16 protein-coding genes are annotated in these 19,807 nt (G+C 65.9%); 9 read left to right on the top strand and 7 right to left on the bottom strand.

Annotated elements, in window-relative coordinates:
* The first annotated feature begins 104 nt into the window (after positions 1-104).
* From tldD to ACM42_RS30825, 3 genes are read left to right on the top strand one after another with little or no spacing between them, the layout of a single operon-like run.
* Positions 105-1,532: a metalloprotease TldD gene (gene tldD / locus ACM42_RS30835; protein WP_271531385.1), complete on the top strand. Its 1,428-nt coding sequence runs from the start codon at positions 105-107 to the stop codon at positions 1,530-1,532.
* Entirely contained in the window at positions 1,529-2,308 is a 780-nt protein-coding gene (gene lepB, locus ACM42_RS30830; RefSeq protein WP_271531384.1) for a signal peptidase I, read from the top strand. Before tldD ends, lepB begins: the two co-directional genes overlap by 4 nt.
* A 22-nt stretch (positions 2,309-2,330) precedes the next feature.
* Complete coding sequence (locus tag ACM42_RS30825; protein WP_271531383.1) at positions 2,331-2,897, top strand: nucleotidyltransferase family protein; 567 nt, start codon at positions 2,331-2,333, stop codon at positions 2,895-2,897.
* A 136-nt stretch (positions 2,898-3,033) separates the two neighbouring features.
* On the opposite strand, the gene ACM42_RS30820 is transcribed toward ACM42_RS30825, so the two are convergent.
* The 3 genes from ACM42_RS30820 to ACM42_RS30810 all read right to left on the bottom strand — a co-directional run bounded on the left by ACM42_RS30820 (position 3,034) and on the right by ACM42_RS30810 (position 5,778).
* Entirely contained in the window at positions 3,034-3,600 is a 567-nt protein-coding gene (locus ACM42_RS30820; protein ID WP_271532250.1) for a PAN domain-containing protein, read from the bottom strand.
* A 214-nt stretch (positions 3,601-3,814) separates the two neighbouring features.
* A complete protein-coding gene (locus ACM42_RS30815; protein ID WP_271531382.1) occupies positions 3,815-5,185 on the bottom strand; it encodes a glutamate--cysteine ligase in 1,371 nt (456 codons plus the stop codon).
* Between the two features lie 98 nt (positions 5,186-5,283).
* On the bottom strand, positions 5,284-5,778 hold the full coding sequence (locus ACM42_RS30810) for a MarR family winged helix-turn-helix transcriptional regulator (protein WP_028179834.1): 495 nt from the start codon (positions 5,776-5,778) through the stop codon (positions 5,284-5,286).
* A 683-nt stretch (positions 5,779-6,461) separates the two neighbouring features.
* Between ACM42_RS30810 and ACM42_RS30800 the strand changes: the two genes are divergently transcribed.
* Together ACM42_RS30800 and ACM42_RS30795 are read left to right on the top strand one after the other, a co-directional pair.
* Complete coding sequence (locus tag ACM42_RS30800) at positions 6,462-6,770, top strand: hypothetical protein (protein ID WP_271531381.1); 309 nt, start codon at positions 6,462-6,464, stop codon at positions 6,768-6,770.
* A 310-nt stretch (positions 6,771-7,080) separates the two neighbouring features.
* Positions 7,081-7,422 (top strand): hypothetical protein, encoded by a 342-nt coding sequence (locus ACM42_RS30795; RefSeq protein ID WP_271531380.1) that lies wholly within the window; start codon positions 7,081-7,083, stop codon positions 7,420-7,422.
* A gap of 130 nt (positions 7,423-7,552) precedes the next feature.
* Here the strand turns inward: ACM42_RS30795 and ACM42_RS30790 are convergent, their stop codons facing one another.
* The 4 genes from ACM42_RS30790 to ACM42_RS30775 all read right to left on the bottom strand — a co-directional run bounded on the left by ACM42_RS30790 (position 7,553) and on the right by ACM42_RS30775 (position 13,320).
* Complete coding sequence (locus tag ACM42_RS30790; RefSeq protein ID WP_271531379.1) at positions 7,553-9,766, bottom strand: FAD-dependent oxidoreductase; 2,214 nt, start codon at positions 9,764-9,766, stop codon at positions 7,553-7,555.
* An 18-nt stretch (positions 9,767-9,784) separates the two neighbouring features.
* Positions 9,785-10,993, bottom strand: coding sequence for an acetyl-CoA C-acetyltransferase (locus ACM42_RS30785; RefSeq protein WP_271531377.1), 1,209 nt, complete (start codon positions 10,991-10,993; stop codon positions 9,785-9,787).
* 57 nt (positions 10,994-11,050) lie between these two features.
* Complete coding sequence (locus tag ACM42_RS30780; protein WP_271531375.1) at positions 11,051-12,841, bottom strand: acyl-CoA dehydrogenase C-terminal domain-containing protein; 1,791 nt, start codon at positions 12,839-12,841, stop codon at positions 11,051-11,053.
* Between the two features lie 95 nt (positions 12,842-12,936).
* Positions 12,937-13,320 carry a nuclear transport factor 2 family protein gene (locus tag ACM42_RS30775; protein ID WP_028179840.1) on the bottom strand — a complete coding sequence of 128 codons (384 nt, stop codon included), beginning with the start codon at positions 13,318-13,320 and terminating at the stop codon, positions 12,937-12,939.
* A gap of 208 nt (positions 13,321-13,528) precedes the next feature.
* On the opposite strand from ACM42_RS30775, the gene ACM42_RS30770 reads away from it, so the two are divergent.
* The 4 genes from ACM42_RS30770 (at position 13,529) to ACM42_RS30755 (ending at position 19,776) form a co-directional block, all read left to right on the top strand.
* Positions 13,529-14,119, top strand: coding sequence for a PadR family transcriptional regulator (locus tag ACM42_RS30770; RefSeq protein WP_271531372.1), 591 nt, complete (start codon positions 13,529-13,531; stop codon positions 14,117-14,119).
* 250 nt (positions 14,120-14,369) lie between these two features.
* Positions 14,370-17,753 carry a hypothetical protein gene (locus tag ACM42_RS30765; protein ID WP_271531371.1) on the top strand — a complete coding sequence of 1,128 codons (3,384 nt, stop codon included), beginning with the start codon at positions 14,370-14,372 and terminating at the stop codon, positions 17,751-17,753.
* Between the two features lie 338 nt (positions 17,754-18,091).
* The gene (locus ACM42_RS30760; RefSeq protein ID WP_271531369.1) at positions 18,092-19,009 is read left to right on the top strand and encodes a sulfite exporter TauE/SafE family protein; all 918 of its coding nucleotides are present in this window, start codon (positions 18,092-18,094) and stop codon (positions 19,007-19,009) included.
* On the top strand, positions 19,006-19,776 hold the full coding sequence (locus tag ACM42_RS30755) for a TIGR02186 family protein (protein WP_271531367.1): 771 nt from the start codon (positions 19,006-19,008) through the stop codon (positions 19,774-19,776). The genes ACM42_RS30760 and ACM42_RS30755 overlap by 4 nt, the downstream gene beginning before the upstream one ends.
* Positions 19,777-19,807 lie beyond the last annotated feature (31 nt).

The raw sequence follows: 19,807 nt of genomic DNA, 5'->3' as shown, positions 1-19,807 counted from the left end.
CCGGTGAGCGATCCTATTGTTTCCGTAATGTGAGGCTTGGCGCCCTCGCGGAACCGGTCCGAAACCACTATCTTGCCCCACAGCCCCCGATAATGGACGGACGCATGACCAACCCTGCAACAACTTCCCTGCTCGACCGTGCCAATCTCGACCGCGACCAGGTTCGCAGTGAGGTCGCGCGCGGGCTTTCGGGCGCCGACGACGGCGAATTGTTCCTGGAATACAGCCAGACCGAAGCGCTGATGTTCGACAATGGGCGGCTGAAGCAGGCGACCTACGACACCTCGCAGGGTTTTGGCTTACGCGCGGTCAAGGACGACGCGGTTGGCTACGCCCATTCCTCCGACGTGTCGCTGCCGGCGCTGATTCGCGCCGCCGACGCGGTCGCCGCCGTGCGCGGCGGCTACTCCGGCAGCTTCGCCGCGCCGCCTCCGCACACCAATGTGCGGCTCTATGGCGATGACAATCCACTCGATGCGCCCGGCTTCGAGACCAAGGTCAAGCTGCTCGCCGAGATCGACGCTTACCTGCGCGACAAGGATCCGCGGGTGCGGCAGGTCAGCGTCAGCCTGGGCGCGACCTGGCAGGTCGTCGAGATCCTGCGCCCCGACGGCGAGAGCTATCGCGACATCCGTCCGCTGGTGCGCGTGAACATTTCCGTCGTCGCCGGCCAGGGTGACCGCCAGGAGAGCGGCAGCAAGGGCTATGGCGGCCGTGCCGGCTATGCCGAATTCATCGAGAGCAGATCCTGGCGCGAGGCCGCCGACGGCGCGCTACGCGAGGCGCTGGTCAATCTGGAATCGATTCCGGCGCCGGCCGGCGAGATGGACGTCGTGCTGGGCGCCGGCTGGCCCGGCGTGATGCTGCATGAAGCGGTCGGCCATGGCCTGGAGGGCGACTTCAACCGCAAGAAGACCTCCGCCTTTGCCGGACTGATGGGCCAACAGGTCGCGGCCAAAGGCGTCACCGTGGTCGACGACGGCACCATCGTCTCGCGGCGCGGCTCGTTGTCGATCGACGACGAGGGCACGCCGACCAACCGCACCGTGCTGATCGAGGATGGCATTCTGGTCGGCTACATGCAGGACCGCCAGAACGCGCGGCTGATGAACATGAAGCCGACCGGGAACGGCCGTCGCCAGGGTTACGCCCACGTGCCGATGCCGCGCATGACCAACACTTACATGCTCGCGGGCGACCGCGATCCGGCCGAGATCCTCGCCTCCGTGAAGAACGGCGTGTTCGCCGCGAATTTCGGTGGCGGCCAGGTCGACATCACCTCGGGCAAATACGTGTTCCAGTGCACCGAGGCCTACAAGATCGAGAACGGCAAGATCGGCGCACCGCTGAAGGGCGCCATGCTGATCGGCAACGGGCCGACCGACCTGCATCGCATCCGCATGATCGGCAACGACCTCGCGCTCGATACCGGCATCGGGACCTGCGGCAAGAACGGCCAGGGCGTGCCGGTCGGTGTCGGCCAGCCATCGCTGCTGATGGAGCGCATCACGGTGGGTGGAACGGGCGCATGAGCGTGGAAGACAAAGTGACTGTCACCCCCAAGCGGAAAAGCAGCGGCTGGGGTGGGCAACTCGTGCAGCTCGCCGGCATCGTCGCCGCGGTCTTCATCGCCAAGGGCGCGCTCGCCGAGCCGTTCTACGTGCCGTCGGGCTCGATGGAGCCGACGCTGCTGATCGGCGATGCGCTGCTCGCCTCGAAATTCCCCTATGGCTACGGCACCTCGTCGCTGCCGATTCAGATCAGCCTGCCCGAGAGCGGCCGGGTGTTCGCGGAGACGCCAAAGCTCGGCGACGTCGTCGTGTTCCGCTGGCCCGGCGATCGCTCGCAAGCCTGGGTCAAACGCGTCGTGGGGCTGCCCGGCGATCGCATCCAGATGCGGCAGGGCCAGCTCTTCATCAACGACCGTCCCGCCGAGCTGAAGCCCGACGGCGTCGGCGCCGCCGAGGACGACCATGGCGGCAGCGAGCCTGCCTATCGCTACGTCGAGACGCTGCCGAACGGCGTCTCGCATCTGATCTTCAAGATGCGCGACAACGGCCCGCTCGACAACACACCCGAAGTGACGGTGCCGGCCGGGCATCTCTTCGTGCTCGGAGACAACCGCGACAATTCCGCCGACAGCCGCGTGCCGCTGCGCGCCGGCGGCGTCGGCCTGTTGCCGATCGACAATCTGATCGGCCGTGCCGATGCCGTGCTCGGCTCCTGGGATCTCGGCATGCGCGGTCAGCCGGTATGGACCTGGCTGTCCGGGTTCAGGCTGGCACGGTTCTTCACCGCCGTGCATTGAGCGGAAGTCTCTCCCCTTCACGATGAACCGTGACGAATTCCTCACGCTTGCCCTGAGAAATCCCGTCAACGCTGCGATCATCGAAGAACTGGCGGCATTCGATCTGCCCGATGCATGGCTGGTCTCGGGATGCCTGGTGCAGACGGCGTGGAACGTCCTCACCGGTCGAACCGTCGACTACGGCATCGCCGACTACGACGTGTTCTATTTCGACGCCGATACCTCATGGGAGGCGGAGGACGCGGTGATCCACGCGCTGCATGCGCGGCTCGGTCATCACGGCGTGAAGATCGAGGCCCGCAACCAGGCGCGCGTGCATCTTTGGTATCCCGGCAAGCACGGCCTGCCCTATCCGCCCCTGACGCGCGCGATAGATGGCATCAACCGCTTCCTCACGCGGAATACGCAGATCGGAGTGAGATGCGCGGGCGGGGATTTCGACGTCTATGCGCCTCACGGATTCGACGACGTCGCGCGGCTGATCGTAAGGCCCAACCGCGCGCCGAATTTTTCCGCCGCCAATTACGGGGCGAAAGCCGCGCGATGGAAGGCACTGTGGCCCGAGCTCACGGTGATTGCGGCAGAGTGAGCAAAACTCGCCTGTCCCGGACGAGGCGCGTCGCGAAGCGGCGCGGCGCAGAGCCGGAGATTGCGGGACCGCAACGGCCCCGGTTCAGTAGCGCATCACCCTGTGCTGCGCTACGCCCGGGGCACGACTACGAGCATCACCGCACCACGCCCGACGTGAATCCGGCCTTGCGGCGCGGCGGCTTGATCTCCTTCTTCAGGAAACAGCGCGCCTCGCGCCCGGTGTAGCCGGGGCGGGCATAGGTGAAGGCACGGCATTTGTTGTCGGCGGTGCAGGCGGCCTTGCAGGCCTCTACGCTTTCGCCGTCCTTGAGCTCGAAATTGCGCAAATCACCACCCGGGCGGTCGATCGACGTCTCGACGCCCTCGACGCGCGGCTCGATCACGCCGGCGCCGCGCACCCCGGAGATGCAGCAACTTCCCGGCACGCGCGGCGGCACGGTGTTCTTCAGCCAGCAGACCGCCGAGCCGCCTTCGACGTCGGGATAGCTGAAGCTCCAGGAGCGGCAGCGGCGATCACGCTCGCAGAGCAACGCGCAATCCTCGGGATCGCCCGACGTGACCGGCGTGCTGAAGTAGTCGCCGCCGGGGCGATCGAACGCCGTCTGGGCAGGCGCCGGCACGCTCGCAAATGCAAGCGAAAGCAGCGTCACACATGCCGCGACGCTGGCCATGACGGCCCCGGACAGGCGGCCCTTCCTCATCGGAACAGCTTTCGAGTTATTGACGACGCTCAGGTTTTTTCGGCCGGCCATTTGATCGCCGCAAACCTGTATGGGCGATGAACGGCTCAAATCCCGATCGTTGGCTTAAAGGTCTAAAGCATGATCCGGAAAAGTGCGCAGCGGTTTTCCGAAAAGATCATGCTCAAACAATAACCTAAAGCGCGATGACGATTCGTCCTCATCTCATCGCGCTTTAGAACGCATACTCCGCGTAGACCGGTTCCACGGAGCCCTTCCAGGGACCGTTGAACTTCTCCAGCATCTCCTCCGCCGGCGTCCGGCCGGAATCGATGATGCGATCGAGCGGCTCGAGGTGTCGGGTCTCGTCGCGGCCAAGCTGGTCGATCCGGCCGCGCCGGCGCAGGCCGGCATGTGCCAGAACGAGGCACTCCTTGGCGATCTCGAACAGGTAGCGGTCCTTGATCCGCGCCTTGAAGCCGAAGCGCGGCACGTCATCGCGCAAGGCCTGACGCTCATGCGCGGTCCAGTGCTTCACCATGTCCCAGGCGGCGTCGAGCGAAACGTCGTCGTAGAGCAGCCCCACCCAGAACGCTGGCAGCGCCGGCAGGCGGCCCCACGGACCGCCGTCGGAGCCGCGCATCTCGAGATAGCGCTTGAGCCGCACTTCCGGGAAGATCGTCGAGAGATGGTTGGCCCAGTCCGACAGCGTCGGACGCTCGCCGGGAAGATTGTTGTTGCGGCCGTCGAAGAACGCGCGGAACGAGGAGCCCGACACGTCGATGTACTCCTCGCCGCGCTTGACGAAATACATGGGCACGTCGAGCGCGTAGTCAACATAGCGTTCGAACCCCATGCCGTCCTCGAAGGCCCACGGCATCATGCCCGCGCGCGCGTTGTCGGTGTCGCGCCAGATCTCGGACCGGAAAGAGAGGAAGCCGTTCGGCTTGCCCTCGGTGAACGGCGAATTGGCGAACAGCGCAGTCGCGACCGGCTGGAGCGCGAGCGAGACGCGCAGCTTCTTGACCATGTCGGCTTCGGAGGAGAAGTCGAGATTGGTCTGCACGGTACAGGTCCGGTACATCATGTCGAGGCCGTACTGACCGACCTTCGGCATGTAATTGGTCATGATCTTGTAGCGGCCCTTGGGCATCATCGGGATTTCGGCGCGCGACCAGGACGGCGTCATGCCGAGCCCGAGGAAGCCGATACCGAGCGGCGTTGCGATCTCGCGCACCTGTGCCAGATGCGCCATCAACTCGCCCTGGGTCTGGTGCACGTTCTCGACCGGCGCACCGGACAGCTCGAACTGTCCGCCGGGCTCGAGCGAGATCGCGCCGCCACCGGTGACGTCGTAGAGGCCGATGATGTTGCCCTTCTCCATGATCGGCTCCCAGCCGAGCAGGAGCTTCATGCCTTCGAGCAGCGCGCCGATGCCGCGTGCACCTTCGTACGGCACCGGACGGTGGCCTTCGAGCGTGAACGGCGTCTTCTCGTGCTCGGTGCCCATGCGGAACTCGGACGGGTCCTTGCAGCCGGCCTCGAACCACGCGACGAGTTCGTCGCGTGACTGCAGCGGCGTCATATCGATCTGGTCTCGCGCCATATCAAACTCTAATCAAAAGGCGCTTCGACCGAACGCGCGCGGTGACAGGGATGGCCCGCGAACCCACCGGTTGCGCGGACGAGCGGTTTGCCGCGCGATCATCGCGACGGCATGCTTTCGTTGACGCCCGCGGGCGGCAGTTTCACCTCGCCGCACGAGCAGCCCAGGCGATCGAGCAGATTGCTGAGCTTGACGGCGTCGGCATCGGACAGTTTCGAGCCGACATATTTCTCGATCGCAGCCGAATAGGCGCCCCACATCCGCTTCTGCAACTCGCGGCCGGCTTCCGTGATCTCGACGAACTGGCCGCGCTTGTCGACCTTGCATTCGCGCCGCGAGGCCAGGCCCTCGTCGACCAGGCGGTCGATCAGCCGCGAGGTGGAATATTGCGGGATCAGCATCTGCCGCTCGAGTTCGACCGGCCGCAGCTCGCCCGAGGGCGCCCGCGACAATTCGAGCAGCGCATCATACCAGGCCAGCGGTGGGAAGCCGGCCTTCTTCAAGTCCTGCTCGACGCAATCGAGCACGCGGCTCTGCACCCGCATCAGGCGGATCCAGGCAGCCGTTGCCTCGGTCGATGGTTTGCGTTTCATGGTCCCGCTCAAGTTCGTCGCCCGTCTCTTACTCCATTTGATGCACCTGCATCAATCTTGACTATTTCAAGCAGGTGCATGTAGTTGCTCTTTCGGCCGAACCAAGCATCAGGCGGAATTCCGCGAAACCGCAGGATTCGACCGGTGCCTGCTCGCCGTCCCCCTCATGGCCCTCCCGTCAGCCGGCCTGCCCTATGAGATGGTCGAGGTCGAATCGGCGCCAAGAAGCTCGAAATGGGCGAGGACTGTCTGAAGCTGACCCCTGGGGGCCAAGTCCTGCGCCGGGCCTCGACAGCGGTGAGATCGTGACCGAAGGCCCGGTGATTGTCCAGAAGATCGCCGTCAGGCCTCGGCCGAGGCGCTGGCGCCGGCCCGCGACAGTTCCGGGCACCACAAGCTGAAATCCCTCACCTCCGAGCTGCGCGGAAGCATTGGTCCGCCGCTCGCAGAGAAGGACAGGCGAGGCGACGAAGACTCGGATCGATGATTCGGCTCACTGCCTGCACCATTCGCTGAATCCGAATATTTCGCGATGCACTGACTTCAATTTTACGAGCATTGTCTGGGTTAACAATAACTCTGCGTTGTGCACTCAGCGGCCCTCGCCATCCTTGTGAGAGCACGCCACTTGGCTCAGCTTCAGCGCGGGAACACGACGCGGACCACTGGACCGGGAAGCAATTGTGACGGCTGTACTCCTTCTCCTGCTCGCGAGCGCAATCATTGGCCTGGCGACGGGGCTCATCTTCCGAGTCTGGACCCTGTTGCTGGTCTCGCCGGCGACCGCGATCGTTACAGCAACGGTCCTTCAGACCTCAGGCTTTGGATTTTGGACGGGCGTTCCAATCGTCGTCGGCTGCCTGGTTGCCGGCCAGCTCGCCTATTTGGCGGCGACGTTCTACCTGTACAGAGGCGAGCTCTCAATGCAGGACGACATCGACGGCGAGCCAGGCGAGCACGGCCATCGCGATATCAAGAAGGAGAACGAGTAGGACCAGGCCGAACCACGAGGGAATTTTCCTGCGCCGCCGGAGGAGCCCGCGGCGTCGCCACGACCGACCCAGAAGCAGCAGGGGGGCGTATCTTACCGCAACGCCGGCTGCGCTGTCTTGAGACACCGTGGGGATCATTGCGGGACACCTTCAATGCCAATGGGCCATCCGGGGGAACATCAGCAAGAGCGATGCCAGGGCGGAGCGTGGCTGCGGCAGGAATTTGGCGTGGATGATCCAGCCCTTCTTCATCGTGAACCATGCGATCGGCGACGACGTCGAAGGATCATCTCCAAGAGACAGTTGCCTCATGAATATGATCGTCCTCATGACCGCTGGTGCGCCGCTCGCGATTCTCGGCCTGTCGACGCCGGTCGCGCCGCAGCGCGATTGCATCTTCATGATCCATCCGCAGATCACCTCGGCCGCGTTCGAGAGCAAGGAAGGAAAGATCGTCTTTCCGGACCGGCCGACCGAATATCGGTGCAGCTACGCCAAGACGAAGCGCGGCGCAGACATCGCTTTCACCAACCAGAACGGCTGGCGTTTTGAAGTGCGCATCGGCCGCGGCGACGAAGGCAGCTGGAAGGCCAGTCTCGCCGGCGAGACCGTATCGGGGCGTGCATTCTCGCCGTCCGGCGACGGAAAATAAAAAGGCCGGCAATGAGCCGGCCTTTTGTCTCTGCGTGCCCGGATGGAGCGAAGCGCAGTCCGGGCAACTGCATCCGGAGACGATCTGTCCCGGATTTCGCTCACGCGTCATCCGGGGCTACAGGTCTCTCTCAGGCCGCCGCCTTCTTCGGCGCGAAGCGGCCGTAGAAGGTCTCGCCCTTCGCAGCCATCTCCTCGAGCAGCTTCGGCGGCGTGAAGCGCGAGCCGTATTTCGCCTCGAGCTTGCGGCAGAGCTCGACGAATTTCTTCGTGCCCATGAAGTCGATGTAGGACAGCGTGCCGCCGGTGAACGGCGCAAAACCGAACCCGAGGATCGAGCCGACATCCGCCTCGCGCGGATCGGTGATGACGTGGTCCTCCACCGTCCGCGCGGCCTCGACCGCCTGCACCACCAGGAAGCGCTGCTTCAGCTCCTCGATGTCGAGCGTATCGGGGTCGAGCTGCTTCGGCTGCAGCGCTGACAAGCCCGGCCACAGGCTCTTCTGGCCTTTGCCCTTCTCGGGGTAATCGTAGAAGCCCTTGCCGTTCTTGCGGCCGAGGCGGCCCTGCTTCTCGACCATCTCCACCATCAGCTTCTTCTGATCGGGATTGATGGCGTTGGGACCGAGATCAGCCTCCGTCGCCTTCATGATCTTGAGGCCGAGGTCGAGCGCGACTTCGTCCGACAACGAGAGCGGGCCGACCGGCATGCCGGCCATCTTGGCGCAGTTCTCGATCATCGCCGGCGGCACGCCTTCCAGGAACATCTCGTTGCCTTCGGCGACGTAGCGGCCGACGCAGCGGTTGGCGAAGAAGCCGCGAGAGTCGTTCACGACGATCGGCGTCTTGCCGATCTGGCGGACGTAGTCGAGCGCGGTCGCAAGCGCGACATCGCCGGTGTTCTTGCCGAGAATGATCTCGACCAGCATCATCTTCTCGACCGGCGAGAAGAAATGGATGCCGATGAACTTGCCCTGGTCCTTGAAGCCCTCGGCCAGCGAGGTGATCGGCAGCGTCGAGGTGTTCGACGCGAAGATCACGTCCGGCTTCAGATATTGCTGCGCCTTGGCGAAGGTGTCCGCCTTCACCTTGCGGTCCTCGAACACGGCCTCGATGACGAGGTCGACATCCTTCAGCGCGGCGTAGTCCGCGGTCGGCGTGATGCGCGCGAGCAGCGCCTCGGCGTCACCAGGCTTGGCGCGGCCCTTCTTGATCTGCTCTTCGATCACCTTCTGCGCATGCGCCTTGCCCTTGTCGGCGCTCTCCTGGTCGCGGTCGATCAGGACGACGTCGAGGCCGGCGCGGGCCGAGACATAGCCGACGCTGGCGCCCATGAAGCCGGCGCCGATCACCGCGATCTTCTTCACCTTGGTCGGCGGCACGTCCTTGGGACGGCGCGCGCCCTTGTTGAGCTCCTGCATCGACAGGAACAGGCTGCGGATCATCGCCGCCGCTTCCTTCGAGCGCAGCACCGAGGCGAAGTAGCGCGACTCCACCCGCAGCGCGGCGTCGATCGGCAGCTGCAGGCCCTCATAGACGCAGCTCATGATGGCGCGCGCGGCCGGATAATTGTCGTAGGTCTCGCGGCGGTAGATCGCATTGCCGGCGGGGAACATCATCATGCCGGCCTTGGAGAACACCGGGCCGCCAGGCAGCTTGAAGCCCTTCTCGTCCCACGGCGCGACGGCCTTGCCGCCGCCCTTGATCCAGTCCTTGGCGGCCTTGATGAGATCGGCAGCGGGAACCACGGCGTGGATCAGGTTCAACGCCTTGGCCTTCTCGACCGTGACGGGATCGCCCTTGAGCAGGATCGTCATCGCGTCCTGCGGCGGCACCAGGCGCGGCACACGCTGCGTCCCGCCGGCACCGGGGAACAGGCCGACCTTGACCTCGGGCAGGCCGAGCCGCGTCTTGGGATTCTCGGCGGCCACGCGATAATGGCAGCACAGCGTGATCTCGAAGCCGCCGCCGAGCGCGAGGCCGTTGATCGCGGCCGCCCACGGCTTGCCCGACGTCTCGATCGAGCGCAGCACCAGCGAGAAGCGGCGGCTCTGGTCGAACAGCATCTGGTTCGCCGCGGTCTCGCCCTGCTCCTTGAACACCTTGGCGTAGGCCTGGTTCATGCCTTCAAGCATGGAGAGGTCGGCGCCGGCGCAGAACGCTTCCTTGGCGGAGGTGATGACGACGCCCTTCACTGCCGCATCGGCGGTGGTCGCCTTGACGATCGCCTCGAGCTCATTGGTCGAGGTCTCGTCGAGCACGTTCATCGAGCGGCCCGGGATATCCCAGGTGACGAGCGCGATGCCGTCGGAATCGGTTTCAACCTTGAAATTCTTGTATGACATGCTGGTTGCTCCCTACCCTTAGACGCGCTCGATGATGGTCGCGGTGCCCATGCCGCCGCCGATGCACAGCGTGACCAGGGCGGTGGACTTGTTGGTGCGCTCGAGCTCGTCGAGCACGGTGCCGAGGATCATCGCACCGGTCGCGCCGAGCGGATGGCCGAGCGCGATGGCACCGCCATTGACGTTGATCTTGGCGCTGTCGATGTCGAAAGCCTGGATGTAGCGCAGCACGACGGAGGCGAAGGCCTCGTTGAGCTCGAACAGGTCGATGTCGGACTTCTTCATGCCCGAGCGCGCGAACAGCTTTTCGGTGACGTCGACCGGACCGGTCAACATCATCGCGGGCTCGGAGCCGATATTGGCAAACGCGCGGATTTTCGCTCGCGGCTTCATGCCGTACTTCGCGCCCGCTTCCTTGCTGCCGAGCAGCACGGCGCCGGCGCCGTCGACGATGCCCGATGAATTGCCGGCGTGGTGCACGTAGTTGACGCGCTCGATCTCGGGATGCGACTGCACCGCGACGCCGTCGAAGCCGCCCATCTGCGCCATCATGGTGAACGACGGCTGCAGCTGCGCCAGCGACTGCATCGTGGTCGACGGACGCATGTGCTCGTCCTTGGCGAGGATCGTGAGGCCGTTGATATCCTTCACCGGCACCACCGACTTGTCGAAGCGCCCCTCGTCCCAGGCCTTGGCCGCGCGCTGCTGGCTCTGCACGGCGTAGGCGTCGACGTCGTCACGCGAGAAGCCGTATTTGGTCGCGATCAAATCGGCCGAGACGCCCTGCGGCATGAAATAGGCCGGCACCGCGATCGAGGGATCCATCGGCCATGCGCCGCCGGAAGCGCCGATGCCGATGCGGCTCATGGATTCGGCCCCGCCGCCGATCACCAGCTCATGCTGACCGCTCATGATCTGCGCGGCGGCGAAGTTCACGGCATCGAGGCCGGAGGCGCAGAACCGGCTGATCTGCACGCCGGGCACGGCATCGCCGAGACCGGCCTTGAGCGCGGCGAAGCGCGCGATGTCGGAACCGGCTTCACCGACGGGATCGACCACGCCGAGCACGACGTCGTCGACCGAATCTTCGGGAAGGTTGTTGCGGTCCTTCAGCGCCTTCAGCGGCACGGTGGCGAGCGCGAGCGCCGTGACCTCGTGCAGCGCGCCGTCCGCCTTGCCGCGGCCGCGTGGGGTGCGAACGTGGTCGTAGATGAATGCCTCAGGCATGACGCCCTCCTGATGTGATGTTTGAAAGCTATTGGGAAACGGCGGCGGGAGCAGGCCTCAGAAGGCTTCCGCCGGCAATTCCATGATGGTGGCGCAGCCGGCCTGGATGCGCGCGAGATTGGCCGCGGTCTCCGGCAGCATCCGCTCCATGAAGAAGCGGCCGGTGACGAGCTTGGTCGAGAGATAGGGCGTCGCCCCGCTCTCGGCAATCTTGGCCTGCGTCACCTTGGCCATCTTCGCCCACATATAGCCGAGCGCGACGAAGCCGAAGAGATGCAGGTAGTCGGTTGCGGCAGCGCCGGCATTGTCCGGCTTCGCCATCGCATTCTGCATCAGCCAGGTGGTGGCCTGCTGGAGGTGGCCGAGCGAGGTGGAGAGCGGCGTGATGAAGGGCTTGAGCGCCTCGTCGCCGCCATTCTCCTTGGCGAAGGCCATGACCTCGCCGAAGAAGGCCATGATGGCGCGGCCGCCGTCGCGCGGCAGCTTGCGGCCGACGAGGTCGAGCGCCTGGATGCCGTTGGCGCCCTCATAGATCATCGCGATGCGCGCATCGCGCACGAACTGCTCCATGCCCTGCTCGGCGATGTAGCCGTGGCCGCCATACATCTGCTGCGCCTGCACCGCGTTGGCGAAGCCGTAGTCGGTGAGGAAGCCCTTCAGCACCGGCGTCATCAGGCCCATGTGGTCGTCGGCGGCCTGGCGGTCCTTGGGATCCTCGGAGCGGTGGGCGACGTCGCTCTTCAGCGCGGTCCAGATCACGAAGGCACGTGCGGCCTCATTGAAGGCGCGAATCGACAGCAGCGTGCGGCGCACGTCGGGATGCACGATGATCGGATCGGCCGGCTTGTCCGGCGCCTTGGCGCCGGTGAGGGAACGGCCCTGGATGCGCTCGCGGGCATAGGCGACGGCGTTCTGATAGGCGACCTCGGACTGCGCGAGGCCCTGCACGGCGACGCCGAGACGGGCCTCGTTCATCATCACGAACATGCCCTGCATGCCCTTGTTCTCTTCGCCGATCAGCCAGCCGGTGGCGTTGTCGTAGTTCATCACGCAGGTCGAATTGCCGTGGATGCCCATCTTGTGCTCGATCGAGCCGCAGACGACGCCGTTGCGGGCGCCCACCGAGCCATCGGCGTTCACCAGGAATTTCGGCACCACGAACAGCGACACGCCCTTGATGCCTGCGGGTGCACCCTCGATGCGGGCGAGCACGAGGTGGATGATGTTGTCGGCGAGATCGTGCTCGCCGGCCGAGATGAAGATCTTGGTGCCCGTGATCCTGAAGCTGCCGTCGGGCTGGCGCACCGCCTTGGTGCGGAGCATGCCGAGGTCGGTGCCGCAATGCGGCTCGGTGAGGTTCATGGTGCCGGTCCATTCGCCGGACACCATCTTCGGGACGTAGGTCTTCTTCTGCTCGGGCGTGCCGTGCACCAGCAGCGCCGCGGTCGCGCCCATGGTCAGGCCGCCATACATCGAGAACGCCATGTTGGCGGAAATCTGGAATTCGTTGACCGCCTGGCTCAGCGTCACCGGCAGGCCCTGGCCGCCGTATTCGGTCGGCGCCGACAGGCCGAGCCAGCCGCCCTCGACGACCTGCTTGAACGCTTCCTTGAAGCCTTTCGGCGTGGTGACGCTGCCGTCGTCGGCGCGCTTGCAGCCTTCGAGATCGCCCACACGATTCAGCGGCTGCAGCACCTCTTCGGCGAGCTTGGCGGCTTCGCCGAGGATCGCCTCGCGCACGTCGCTCGACGCGTCGGAGAAGCCCGGCAGATTGTCGTAGCGGTCGATCTGGAAGACGTCGTTCAGCAGGAAGTTCACGTCTTCGACGGGGGCTTTATAGATCGGCATGGGGTTCTCCCGGCATGGGCCTTGAAATGATGTTCGTGCGGTTCCCGCGGCGCGTTTGCCCGCGAGCTTAGCGGGTTCGGCAACTCAGGGCAGTGTCATGATTGGGCAGCCAGCTGCTCGGCCATCAGACGGTGCAGCATGTTGATCGCCTTGAGCGGACGCACCATCACCTTGAAGTGCGTGATGCGTCCCTCGCCGTCGAAGCTGATGATGTCGACGCCGTTGATCTCGATGCCGTCGATCATGGTCTTGAATTCGAGCACGGCGCCGCGCTCGTTCCTCCACTCACCCACATAGGTGAAGGTCGGACCGCCGAGCACCTGTTCGGCACTGGAGAGATATTTGAAGGTGATGTCGCGCCCGCGCTGGGGCGTGTGAACGACGGGACTTTCGAACACGGCATCGGGGTGCAGAAGATCCCAGAGCGCGGTGCGGTCATGAGACTTCATGTAGGCGTACCAGGAATCGAGGCCGGTCATTCTCGGGTGCCTCCCTAAAGGGCTTCTCCAGGAGCCTTGGCAAAAAACGCGAAAACAACCCCATGCACAGTAGCGAGAAGGTTGATTCCGCTGGGTTTTCGGGACGGATCTTTCGCCCGGCCCTTCAGCCGCCTCATATGCACATTGACGCATATGCGCCGATGCGCATAAAGTCAAGCCATAAGGTCGAGAGAACAGGAGGCCGGTCATGGCACTGGGCGACGCGATCCTCGCATGCCTGACGGAACGTCCGATGACGGGCTACGAGCTCGCCAAGACGTTCGATTCCTCGATCGGCTTCTTCTGGAAGGCCGACCACCAGCAGATCTACCGCGAGCTCTCCAAGCTGCGCGACCGCGGCTACATCCAGGGACGCGAGGTCGTGCAATCGGGCAAGCCCAACAAGCTGGTTTATACGCTCACTCCGGAGGGTCGAACAGCGCTGCGGCACTGGGCCGCGCGGCCAAGTACACCGGCCTCGACCAAGGACGACCTCCTGGTCCGCCTCCACGCGCTCGACAGCATCGACATCGAGCCGCTGCGCGCCGATTTGATGGCCCGGCTCGAGCACCACCGCGACCGCCACGCCAATTACGAGCGTATCCTGAAGAAGCGTTTTCCGGACGGCACGGCGGAGGGCAAGCTCGATCTTGGAAACCTGCTCCTGCTCCGCTTAGGGGCCCGGCACGAGCAGATGGTGGCCGACTTCTGCGAGGAAGCGCTCGAGGCGCTGTCGGCGATGAGCGGCAAGGCCACGGTGGTGCCGATCGAGGATGGCAAGCGCGAAGGGAAGGGGTGAGGAGCCGGGATTGCTGCGTCATGGCCGGGCTCGTCCCGGCCATGACGACCAGCGGTGCTAGTCACCCCGAGTTCCCCGCCCAACTTTAAGACAGCGGCGACGCGTTCCTTAACTCGTTATTTACCGTAACAGGAAAAAGTCGGTTTTCGAGGCAGACGACCCGCGCCAAATTCGATTGTCTTTGCAACCGGGGCGCGTGGGGAGGCTGGAGGCGCCGGGTGGGGCGCCGGAGTCGGAACCGGACAGAGTCATGAATTCGCGCGTATCGTGGAGTGTTGACGGCATCGACCCATCCGTCCGGGAGCGGGCCGAAGCTGCTGCGCACAGAGCCGGCATGTCACTCAACGATTGGCTGAACTCCACGCTCGGCGAGGCTGCCCCGCCGAACTTTCGCGGACCCTACGACCAGCGTCCGCAGCACATGCCGAGCCAAGGACCCAGTCAGGAGAGCCGCGAAGTCGCGGACATCCACCAACGGCTCGACGCGATCACCCAGCAGATCGAACGGATTTCCAAGCCGGCCCCGCGTCAGGACGTCTCGCGCGAGCAGGGCGTCGCGCGTCAGCTCAACGATGCGATCTCGCGGCTCGATGCGCGCCTGTCGCAAATCTCCCGCCCGCAGCGGCAACCGCAGCAGCCGCAGGCCCCACGCCCCGCCCCGGTCGACACGCGCCAGCGCCAGGCCGACGCGGTCGAGCGCGCGGCCGCGCAGGTCTATCGCAGCTCACCGCCCCTGAGCCCGGCTTCGTTCGACGTCGCGGTCGCCGAGATCACCGCGCGCCAGAGCGAGCTCGACGGCTTTGCGCCCAGGCAGATGCCGCCGCGTGCCGCGCCGCCGCTTGCGCCTGCCGCTCCTTACGCGCCGCCCCTGGCGCCGCCGGCGCCTGCCTACGCGCCGCCGCCACCGCAGCCTGGACCGGATTTTTCGTCGCTTGAGCGCCACCTGCTCAAGATCACGAGCCAGATCGAGTCGTTGCAGCGTCCCGACAATACCGAGCAGGCGATCAACGCCTTCCGCAGCGAGCTTGCCGAAATCCGTGCCGCCATCACCGAGGCGATGCCGCGGCGCGCGATCGAATCGATCGAGAACGAGATCCGCTCGCTGCACCGTCGCATCGACGAGACCCGGTCCAACGGCACCGACGGCCAGGTCCTGTCAGGCATCGAGCATGCGCTGTCCGACATCAAGCAGGTGCTGCGCACGCTGACGCCGGCCGAGCAGCTCACCGGCTACGACGAGGCGATCCGCAATCTCGGCGCCAAGCTCGATCTGATCCTGCGCGCCAATGACGATCCCTCGACTGTGCAGCAGCTCGAAGGCGCGATCTCGGCGCTGCGCGGCATCGTCTCCAACGTGGCTTCCAACGAGGCGCTGGCACGGCTTTCCGAGGACGTGCAGCTGCTGTCGTCCAAGGTCGACCAGATCACCCGCGCCTCCGGCCACGGCGACAGCTTCGCGGTGCTGGAGCAGCGCATCGCCGCGCTCACCGCCGCGCTCGAAACCCGCGAACGGCCTCAGCCATCCGAGAGCACCGAGCACCTCGAAGCCGCGATCCGCGCGCTGTCGGACCGTTTCGACCGCATGCAGGTCGGCAGCGATTCCGCGTCCACCTTCGCGCATCTCGAACAGCGCGTCTCCTATCTGCTGGAACGGATCGAAGCCGCCTCCGATCCGCACAACGGCAATTTGAGCCGCGTCGAGGACGGGCTGCACGACATCCTGCGGCATCTCGAGCGGCAGCAGGCGACCTATGCCGCGCTGGCCGAGAGCCGCAACTCCGCACCGCCCGCAGATTCCGGCATGGTCGATCTCGTCAAGCGCGAGCTCTCCGACATCCGCTTCAGCCAGGCCGAAACCAACCGGCACACCCAGGACTCGCTCGAGGCCGTCCACAGCGCGCTCGGCCACGTCGTCGATCGCCTCTCGATGATCGAGGGCGATCTGCGCGCGGTGCGCACCGTGCCGGCGCCGCAGCCGATGCCGATGGCCGCTCCGATGGAGTCGGCGCCGCTGGCGCGCGAGCCGCGGCCACAACCGCAGCAGCCGAAATACGATCCGAAGCCCGAGCTGCCCAATCCCGCCGCCGCGCAGGGTGCGCAAGCCTCCTTCGTCGCCGCGCCGCGCGAATTCCACGCGGCCGCGCCGGTTGCGCCGCCGCCGGTGCCCGCAGCACCGCAAGTCGCCCCACCCTTGCCGCCGCGTGCGATCAGCGAAATCCTGGAGCCACACACCGCGCCCGCGAGGGCCGCGCTCGCGCCGGAATTGCCGCCGGATCATCCGCTCGAGCCGGGCACGCGGCCGGGCGGACGCCTCGCCACGCCGTCGGAGCGCATCGCCGCCTCCGAGAGCGCGATCAGCGGAATTGCCACCGCGCCGAAAGAGCCGGTGTCGTCGTCGAGCTTCATCGCGGCCGCACGCCGCGCCGCGCAAGCCGCCGCGGCGCAGCCGGAAAAGACCGGCCGCGCCGCCAAGGCAGGGGCTGACCGGTCCAAGGGCAAGGACGGCGGTTCGACCATCACCTCGAAGATCCGCTCGCTGCTGGTCGGCGCGAGCGTGGTCGTGATCGTGCTCGGCACCTTCAAGATGGCGATGAACCTGCTCGAAGGCGGCAGCCCGCCGCAGGCGCCGCAGGCCATGGACGATACGTCCACCCCGCCCGCGCCGCTGGCCCCGCCGCCCCCGGTCGAGACCAAGCCCGCCACGCCCGAGCAGATCACGCCGTCGATGACGTCGCCGACGCCGATCGGACGGCAATCCCAGAACAATGCCGCGCCGGCGCAAACCGCCATTCCGGGCAACTCGGCCTCGGTCGAGATCCCGCCGGCCCCTGCCGCGGCCCCGCCGGCCTCCAGCGACGTCACCGGCGCGCTGTCGGGCACGAGCCGCACCAGGCTCGGCCTCGTCCAGGTGCCGCCGAGCGAGAGACTGCCTGACGGCATCGGCGGCCCGGCCTTGCGCACCGCCGCGATGAAAGGCGATGCAACCGCGGCCTACGAGATCGGCGTGCGCTTTGCCGAAGGAAAGGGCGTCGCCACGAATTACGACGAAGCGGCGAAGTGGTACGACCGCGCGGCGCAGGCCGGCGTGGTGCCCGCGATCTTCCGCCTCGGCACGCTCTACGAAAAGGGCCTTGGCGTGAAGAAGGACGCCGACATCGCCCGCCGCTACTACACCCAGGCCGCCGAGCGCGGCAACGCCAAGGCGATGCACAATCTCGCGGTGCTCGACGCCGACGGCGGTGGGCGCGGCGCCAACTACAAGAGCGCGGCGCAGTGGTTCCGCAAGGCGGCCGACCGCGGCGTCGCCGACAGCCAGTTCAACCTCGGCATCCTCTATGCCCGCGGCATCGGCGTCGAGCAGAACCTCGCCGAATCCTACAAATGGTTCAGCCTGGCGGCCGCGCAGGGCGATGCGGACGCAGCCGGCAAGCGCGACGACGTCGCCAAGCGCCTCGACCCGCAGTCGCTCGCCGCCGCCAAGCTCGCGATCCAGACTTTCAGCGCCGAGCCGCAGCCTGACGATGCCGTCAATGTCTCAGCGCCCGCCGGCGGCTGGGACACCGCGCCGCAGGCAAGCGCCAAGCCGGCGCCGAAGGCCGTCGCGACCAAGCGCTCGGCTTCGGCGGCGAATTAGGTTTTAGATCCGATCAACGTGCCGCGGACTCGGTACACCTCTCCCGCTCGCGGGGGAGGTCGACGCGCGAAGCGCGGCGGGTGGGGGTTCTCTCCTCTTGGGGAATCTGTCTGCGGAGACACCCTCTCCCCAACCCTCCCCCGCAGGCGGGGGAGGGAGCGCACCTTCGGTGCCGCAACCATCGTGTCTCCTTCAGGCTCTCTCCATCACCATTCACCACGCGCGAAGTTCCCGGTCCCTCCCCGCTCCGAATTCCGCTATTGAGGGGCGCGGCAATCGTTCCGTCCTTTCCGCGAGCATTCCGCGTTCGTCGATCCGTCTCGCCGGTGCGTGGTTCAATGCAGCTCTACCTTCCGATCGCCGATCTGCCGGTCAACGTCTTCCTGGTGCTCGCCATGGGCGCCGCGGTCGGCTTCGTCTCGGGCATGTTCGGAATTGGCGGCGGCTTCCTGATGACGCCGCTGCTGATCTTCATCGGCATCACGCCGGCGGTGGCGGTCGCTTCCGTCGCGAGCCACATCGCGGCCTCGTCGTTTTCCGGCGCGCTGTCCTACTGGCGGCGGCGCGCGATCGATCCGGCGCTGGCAAGCGTCCTGCTCTGCGGCGGCGTGACCGGCACGGCACTCGGCGTCTGGACGTTCACGCAGCTGCGCGCGCTCGGCCAGCTCGACCTGATGATCGCGCTGTCCTACGTCGTGCTGCTCACCACCGTCGGCAGCCTGATGTTCTCCGAAGGCCTGCGCGCGTTGATGCGGACCCGGCGCGGCGCGCTGCCGCCGCGACGCACGCACAACTGGATCCATGGCCTGCCGCTGAAGATGCGGTTCAAGCGCTCGAAGATCTATCTCTCGGTGATACCGGTCGTGGTGGTCGGCATCGTGATCGGCTTCATCGGCGCCATCATGGGCATCGGCGGCGGCTTCATCCTGGTGCCGATCATGATCTATCTGCTCAGGGTGCCGACCTCGACGGTGATCGGGACCTCGATGGTGCTGACGCTCGTCACGATGCTGTTCGCGACCATGCTGCACGCCGTGACCAACCACCTCGTCGACGCCGTGCTGGCGCTGATCCTGATGGTCGGCGGCGTCACCGGCGCGCAGTTCGGCGCCCGCGCCGGCCAGAAGATCCGCGGCGAGCAGCTGCGGTTGCTGCTCGGCCTCTTGATCCTCTCGGTCGGCGTCCGCTTCGCGATCGAGCTGGTGATCCAGCCCTCGGATCTCTTCACCATTCGCGAGCTGGGAGTGAGCGGATGACGCGCACGCTTCTCGCCATCGTTCTCGTCCTGCTGCTCGGCGACGCTGCGCGGGGCGAGCGGCTGATCGTGTCGGTCTCCAACCACCGCGTCACGGTGACACCGAACTATTCCGGCGAGGAGCTGGTGCTGTTCGGCTCGGTCGAGAGGGACGCCACGACGCCGGCCGACCGCACGGCTTACGATCTCGTCGTCACCGTGAGGGGCCCGCGCGCCGACATGGTGACACGGCGCAAGGAGCGCACCTTCGGCATCTGGATCAACACCGACTACCGGCAGTTCCTGCAGGTGCCGAGCTATCTCGCACTGTTCGCCAACCGCCCCTTCGACGCGATCACCTCGCCCGAGATCGCACGGCGGCAGCAGATCGGGCTCAACAACGTGCTGCTGACGCAGCGGGTCGGCGGCGACTACGCCGACGTGGTGCCGAACGATGCGTTCCGCTCGGCCTTCATTCGCTTGCGCACCCAGCGCGGCCTCTATCGCGAGGATCCGGGCGCGGTGACGTTCCTGACACCAACGCTGTTCCGCACCGGCATTCCACTGCCCGCGGAGGTGCCGATCGGGACCTATGAGATCGAGATCAAGCTGTTTGCGAACGGCGCATTCATCGGCAAGACCGAGACCGCGTTCGAGATCGTCAAGGTCGGCTTCGAGCAGTTCGTCGCGACCACCGCACGGCACAACGGGTTTCTGTACGGTCTGGCCACGGTGGCGATGGCGCTGATGACGGGCTGGATGGCGTCGATCGTGTTCAGGAAGGATTGATGGGCGCATACTGCCTCGTCGCCGTCATGCC

Source organism: Bradyrhizobium sp. CCBAU 25338 (genome assembly GCF_028128965.1).
Classification (GTDB): domain Bacteria; phylum Pseudomonadota; class Alphaproteobacteria; order Rhizobiales; family Xanthobacteraceae; genus Bradyrhizobium; species Bradyrhizobium liaoningense.
The sequence above is the reverse complement of the archived record's forward strand: the minus strand, read 5'-3'. Positions and strand labels throughout refer to the sequence as shown.

Excerpts from the sequence above, each read along its gene's own strand:
- tldD (WP_271531385.1), top strand. The coding sequence starts at position 105 with ATGACCAACCCTGCAACAACTTCCCTGCTCGACCGTGCCAATCTCGAC.
- lepB (WP_271531384.1), top strand. The coding sequence starts at position 1,529 with ATGAGCGTGGAAGACAAAGTGACTGTCACCCCCAAGCGGAAAAGCAGC.
- ACM42_RS30825 (WP_271531383.1), top strand. The coding sequence starts at position 2,331 with ATGAACCGTGACGAATTCCTCACGCTTGCCCTGAGAAATCCCGTCAAC.
- ACM42_RS30820 (WP_271532250.1), bottom strand. The coding sequence starts at position 3,600 with ATGAGGAAGGGCCGCCTGTCCGGGGCCGTCATGGCCAGCGTCGCGGCA.
- ACM42_RS30815 (WP_271531382.1), bottom strand. The coding sequence starts at position 5,185 with ATGGCGCGAGACCAGATCGATATGACGCCGCTGCAGTCACGCGACGAA.
- ACM42_RS30810 (WP_028179834.1), bottom strand. The coding sequence starts at position 5,778 with ATGAAACGCAAACCATCGACCGAGGCAACGGCTGCCTGGATCCGCCTG.
- ACM42_RS30795 (WP_271531380.1), top strand. The coding sequence starts at position 7,081 with ATGAATATGATCGTCCTCATGACCGCTGGTGCGCCGCTCGCGATTCTC.
- ACM42_RS30790 (WP_271531379.1), bottom strand. The coding sequence starts at position 9,766 with ATGTCATACAAGAATTTCAAGGTTGAAACCGATTCCGACGGCATCGCG.
- ACM42_RS30785 (WP_271531377.1), bottom strand. The coding sequence starts at position 10,993 with ATGCCTGAGGCATTCATCTACGACCACGTTCGCACCCCACGCGGCCGC.
- ACM42_RS30780 (WP_271531375.1), bottom strand. The coding sequence starts at position 12,841 with ATGCCGATCTATAAAGCCCCCGTCGAAGACGTGAACTTCCTGCTGAAC.
- ACM42_RS30775 (WP_028179840.1), bottom strand. The coding sequence starts at position 13,320 with ATGACCGGCCTCGATTCCTGGTACGCCTACATGAAGTCTCATGACCGC.
- ACM42_RS30770 (WP_271531372.1), top strand. The coding sequence starts at position 13,529 with ATGGCACTGGGCGACGCGATCCTCGCATGCCTGACGGAACGTCCGATG.
- ACM42_RS30765 (WP_271531371.1), top strand. The coding sequence starts at position 14,370 with ATGAATTCGCGCGTATCGTGGAGTGTTGACGGCATCGACCCATCCGTC.
- ACM42_RS30760 (WP_271531369.1), top strand. The coding sequence starts at position 18,092 with ATGCAGCTCTACCTTCCGATCGCCGATCTGCCGGTCAACGTCTTCCTG.
- ACM42_RS30755 (WP_271531367.1), top strand. The coding sequence starts at position 19,006 with ATGACGCGCACGCTTCTCGCCATCGTTCTCGTCCTGCTGCTCGGCGAC.